At 65.0% G+C, this 5,440-nt stretch carries 3 protein-coding genes and 2 pseudogenes; 1 reads left to right on the top strand and 4 read right to left on the bottom strand.

The genetic code is table 11. From position 1 onward, the window contains the following. From ACWCQK_RS41880 to ACWCQK_RS41870, 3 genes and pseudogenes are all read right to left on the bottom strand, one after another. Positions 1-78, bottom strand: a pseudogene (locus tag ACWCQK_RS41880) (IS5/IS1182 family transposase); the annotation flags it as partial. 301 nt (positions 79-379) lie between these two features. Further along, entirely contained in the window at positions 380-1,099 is a 720-nt protein-coding gene (locus tag ACWCQK_RS41875; protein ID WP_451164477.1) for a DUF6328 family protein, read from the bottom strand. Positions 1,100-1,399: 300 nt separating this feature from the next. Next, positions 1,400-3,043: a long-chain fatty acid--CoA ligase gene (locus ACWCQK_RS41870; RefSeq protein ID WP_451164475.1), complete on the bottom strand. Its 1,644-nt coding sequence runs from the start codon at positions 3,041-3,043 to the stop codon at positions 1,400-1,402. Positions 3,044-3,604: 561 nt separating this feature from the next. On the opposite strand from ACWCQK_RS41870, the pseudogene ACWCQK_RS41865 reads away from it, so the two are divergent. Next, a pseudogene (locus ACWCQK_RS41865) lies at positions 3,605-4,601 on the top strand (ISAzo13 family transposase); the annotation flags it as partial. Between the two features lie 345 nt (positions 4,602-4,946). On the opposite strand, the gene ACWCQK_RS41860 reads toward ACWCQK_RS41865, so the two are convergent. Then, the coding region (locus ACWCQK_RS41860; protein WP_451164473.1) for a group II intron maturase-specific domain-containing protein at positions 4,947-5,440 on the bottom strand (494 nt) is incomplete at its 5' end.

Genomic DNA, 5,440 nt, shown 5'->3' with positions numbered 1-5,440 from the left:
CTCACACATGACGATGAGTATGGTCACCCACTCCACAAGCGCATGCGGCAAGTCGAGTGCGGCAGGATAGATAACCAACGAGGCCCCCGAGCAGCGTGGTTGAGACGTCAGACATCTCGATCAACAGCTCGGGGGCCTCGCATGTTGCGCCCCTGGGCCATCACCCGATCGATGGCCAACTCGAAGAAACTTCGTCAACCGCTCGGCGACCTTAGCCACCAGCTCATCGTCGACCGGCTCGACAGCCGAGTTCTCGAAGTCGCTCATGCCCGTCTGATTCGGAAAGCCAGGGACCTGCAGTGATCCCTTGCTGCCCTGTCGCGTCACGGACTTACTGATCATTTCAGACACACCCCCATCTCCTTGCGGACGGGCACGATCAAGACTCGCTTCGGCCGTCGCATCGCGGTGCGGGTGTCCGTTCTGGCGGCAGCCCGGTGTGGAGAAGGCCAGCTGGCACTGCCTTGATCGTGCGAGCATCACTGCGTGCCCGCAGGGGCGCAAGGACCCACAACAGGATGAACCAGGCGAGGGCCCCGCTGCCGCCGACGAAGGCCGCTGTGCCTCCGAGTGCCATGTCCAAGACCAAAGTCAGCGCAGAACTGATGGCGAGAGCGAGGAATACCAGTCCGGACATCAGATGGCGGTGGGTTGCAGTGACAAGTTGACGTTTGACCCGGTGGCCATGCATGAAACGGTGCAGGGCAGCGGGGGCGAGCAGCGTCCCGGCCGCGCCGATCGCGCTCAGCAGTGAGAGACAGTACAAGGCCCGCTGCACCGCGGTGCTTCCAGAGAAGGCCGGGGTGACGCTGAGGTAGATCAGCGCCCCAAAGAGGATTTGGATCCCGGCTTGGGCAATGCGTACCTCTTGCAACAGCTCCGCATACAGCCGGTCCGTCCGCTGCGCCTTCGACTCGCCAGGCCCCGACGTCCCGGCGATCGGCGCCCGAGGGTCCGGACGCCTTGCGGCGTCGGGGTTCGCGCCCTCCCGCACGCGGCCGCCCGGCTTCTGCCAGGTATGCAGGATTGCCGGGCCGTCCGGGATAGTGTTCCAGGCCGCATGAATGATGCCCGTGGTGCGGCCCTGCATCTCCTGCATGAAATTTCACCTTCCTGCCAGACGAGTTGACAAGGGCCCGAGGAGATCAGAGAAACTGCGCCTGGAAGCCGAGTCCGCTCCACGCCGGTTGCCGCAGTCCACTGGGCCAGCCGCGGACACGCGGGGGCGCACGCAGCACGCTCCACCGCAACTGTGCGGTGTCGGGGCGTTTTTCGCTTTCCAAGAATGGGCCCGAGATTTACGGGCGAGCCCGTTCCGCCTCGTCGCTCCCCGAGGACGGGGTGGAACAGGCTCACGTGCCATCGGTGTCCTTCGCCGACGGTAGCCCACTGATAAACGTTATACGCAGATGATGGCCAGTTCTCCGGCTGCGTGCTGCCTGCGGAGGGCCTTCTTGTCGAACTTGCCGACTGATGTCTTGGGCACGACGGGGATCAGGGTCCAATGTTCTGGTACCTGCCACTTGGCGATGTGTGTGGCGAGGAAGTCCCGCAGTTCTCCGCAGTCGGTGATTGCGCCGTCCTGGAGCACGATGGTGGCCAGTGGGCGTTCGCCCCATTTCTCGTCGGGGATGGCGACGACGGCGGCCTCGGCAACATCTGGGTGGGCCATGAGCAGGTTTTCCAATTCGACGGAGGATATCCATTCACCTCCGGACTTGATGACGTCCTTAGCGCGGTCGGTCAGTGTCAGGTAGCCGTCATGTGTGATGGTGCCGATGTCGCCGGTCTTGAGCCAGCCGTCCTTGCTGAACGTCTCAGCGGGGCGCAGCGTCTTGTCTTCCGTGCCGCCGTAGTAGGCGGCGGCAATCCAGGGGCCGCGTACCTCCAATTCTCCCGCCGACTTGCCATCCCACGGCATCAGACCATCGGGGCCAATGAGCCGCGCCTCGACGGAGGCGGTGAAGCGGCCCTGAGTGATGCGGTAGGGCCACTGTTGTTCCGCGGTGAGGCCGGCCGGGGGGTGCGCCATGGAACCCAGCGGAGAGGTTTCGGTCATGCCCCAGGCGTGGCAGAGGCGAACGCCCAGTTCGTCGTAGGCTTTCATCAGGTGCGGAGGGCAGGCAGAGCCGCCGATGGTGACGGTCTTCAGGGAGGACACGTCTTGGGGGCGCGAGGTGACCTCGGCGAGCAGGCTTTGCCAGATGGTGGGGACGGCGGCGGCGTGTGTAGGGCGCTCACTTGCGATCATCTCGGCGAGCCGGCCAGGCTGGAGGAAGCGATCGGGCATCAACAGGCTGGCGCCGGACATGAAGGCGGCATGCGGTAATCCCCAAGCGTTCACGTGGAACTGCGGCACCACGACCAAGGTCGTGTCGCGGTCTGTAAGTGCCATCGACTCGGCAGCGTTGACCTGCATGGAGTGGAGATAGACCGAACGGTGCGAGTAGACCACACTTTTGGGGTCGCCGGTCGTGCCGGAGGTGTAGCACATAGCCGCCGCCTGGCGTTCGTCCAGTTCGGGCCAGTCGTACGTGGTGGAACGGCCGGCTATCAGCTCTTCGTAGTCGTGCACAGCAACGCGGGTGCCTCCCACGAGCGAGTGGTCGCCGGGACCGGAGACGATCACGTGCTGGACGGCGGGCAGATGAGGCAGGAGCGGGGCAAGTAGCGGCAGCAAGGTCCCGTCGACGGTGACGACCCGGTCGCCAGCGTGGGTGGCAATCCAGATTAACTGGTCGGCGGGCAGGCGCAGGTTGAGCGTGTGTAGAACAGCCCCCATGGAAGGAATTGCGAAGTACGCTTCGACGTGCTCGGCGTTGTTCCACATCAGGGTCGCAATACGCTGATCCCCGTTGACGCCGAGTTCGTCGCGGAGCGCGCCCGCCAACTGGGCCGCGCGCTCACCGATCTCCCGGAAGCTCCGGCGCCTCGGGGCAACCTCATCCGTCCAGGTGGTGACCTGCGCCTTGCCGTGAACGGTCGAGCCGTGGGTCAGTATGCGGCTCAGAGTTAATGGTACGTCCTGCATCGTGCTCAGCACAGCGCCCTCCAGGGGGTGATCGGCGGCAGAATGGTGGAATCTCGGCTCATGACAGGGTGGAGCAGTGCTTCATGCGCGGCGCACCATGTGCTGGCTAAGCCCGCTGGGCGGCTTCCTCGGTCCCGCCATAAAGGAGCGTGAAACCGTCAGCAGCCATGGTCACGGCTGTGGACGATCCGTGTCTCTGGTTCACGGTGTGGCGTACTTAGTAGCGTTGTAGTTGGCACAGTAGATGGCGTACGGCGATGACCGCGTTGGGCAATTGCACATGATCGGGCACCCCCTATGTGTGCGCTGCACCACTCATTGCCGTGTCGCTGCTGTGACCTCCCTGCTGCTGGGGTCGGGACAATGGCTCCAGACCGGTATGGGCGTCGGCATGATCACGTCGCATCAGTTCATGAGCCTTTGAATGCATTGGCGGCCACGAAGCTGATAGTCCGGCCTCGCGCAGCTAGCCAAAGGTGGACAACGATGCGCCGATCTGGCAGTTCTCGGTCCGTCCGGGGGCTCGTATTTCAATAAGTGTTCGGCAAGGGGGTGTTGGTGGGAGTCTGAGATATGACTCCGTGTCTGTCAGGCCGTGTTGCCGCTTGTGCTCTGCGGGCCAAGTTCGATCGGATCCTGCCGTACTTCGATGAGCGCCGCCGTCGGTTGTACCTGGCCAGTGAGGCGACGGCCTTCGGCCGCGGCGGGATCGTCCGGGTTGCCGCCGCGTCCGGCACCAGCACTGCCACCATCGCGCGAGGCGTGGCCGAGTTGGCCGGATGCTCCTCGCCGACTTTGCGGGTCCGGGCTCCAGGTGCGGGCCGCAAGCTGCCACTGACAGCGATCCTGGTCTGCTGCCCGCGCTGGAGTCGCTGATCGAGCCGCACACCCGAGGTGACCTCGGCTCCCCGTTGCGGTGGACCACGCTGTCGTTACGGGCCCTGGCCTCGACCCTCACCGCGCAGGGCCACCCTGTCAGCGCTTCAACCGTCGGACACCTGCTGCACACTCTGGGCTACAGTCTGGAGGGAACGGCGATGACGACGGAGGGCAAAAGCCATCCGGACTGCGATGCCCAGTTCTCCCATTTGAATGCCACCGCCGCCGCCTTCCTCAACGATGCCCAGCCAGTGATCAGCGTCGACACCAAGGCCAAGGAGTGGCTCGGCAACCGGGACTGGCCCGGCCGCATCTGGCGCCCGGGCAAGCACGCGATCAAGGTGGACTGCCACACATTCACCACCAACGACCAGCCCATGGCGATCCCCTACGGGATCTACGACATCGCCAACAACACCGGATGGGTCAACGTCGGCACCGACCACGACACCGTCCAATTCGCGGTGGAGTCCATCTGCCGCTGGTGGCAGCACCGCGGACGGGCGGACCACCCGCATGCCGGCAGGCTCCTGATCACCGCCGACTCCGGCGGCTCCAACGACCCCCGCCGCTGGACCTGGAAGAGCAACCTAAGACCGGGCTGACCATTGGGGCCGAACTGGATACAGGCAGCTGCGACCTGGGCATCAGCGTCACGCCCGCTGAATTCCACGCCCTGCCGATTACACCCAATACCTTCCACGGTGACTGGAACTACATCCTGGCTCCCGTTCCACCGCGAGCGCCAGGCGTGCCGGCAACGACATACCGGGCCGACCCGGCCAACACAGCGCCCGACTGCCCGAGTTGTTCGGCCACGTATGCCTGGAGGTCGTCGCGCAGGCCGTCGGCGTCCCAGCGGTTGTGGGAGAGCAGGTGCTCCAGGCCGTGTGGGGGTGGCGTTGCTGGAGTACTCGGCCAGGGTGTGAGGTCGACTCGGGGCGCCCTGCTGGTGTTTCCACCAGTGGGTTTCCCCGAGCCGCCTCCCGAACCGGACGTGCCCGATCTCCAGGCATCCGGCCCTCCACAAGCCCTCTCAGACGGCCGCTGCCGTCGTGGTCCCGCTCGGCCAAGGCGAGGGGATCTTGTTCCCGCGATACAGGTAGCGGTTGGTCCGCACCTTCGCGCACCTGAACAAGATGACCTCGTCGTCGGCGGGCCACCATTGGCCCGCGCAGTAGCGACGACGCAGACTCTTCCAGTTGGACCGGCGGTGTTTGCGCCGTAACCATCCGAAGACCTGCCGCCAGGTGAAGGCCGACAGGTACTGGAAGGTCGCGGACGACACCCCGTGCCGGAAGTACGCCGTCCAGCCCCGTAGCACCGGGTTGAGCTGGTGCAGCACGACTGCCAGCGGCAGGTTCGTGTCCTGTCGGCACACCGTCTTGACCTTCTCCTTGACGGCCTGGAGGGCCTTCTTGGAGGGGTAGAGGTACAGGGTCTTTGAGAAGTGGCGAGGTGGGCGGTTCGCCTGCTGAGAGCCAGGATGTGACGGCTTGTCGGCTTCTGCCGGAGGCGCCCCTGGACGCA

The sequence above is a fragment of the Streptomyces sp. NPDC002306 genome (assembly GCF_053593435.1).
The sequence above is the reverse complement of the archived record's forward strand: the minus strand, read 5'-3'. Positions and strand labels throughout refer to the sequence as shown.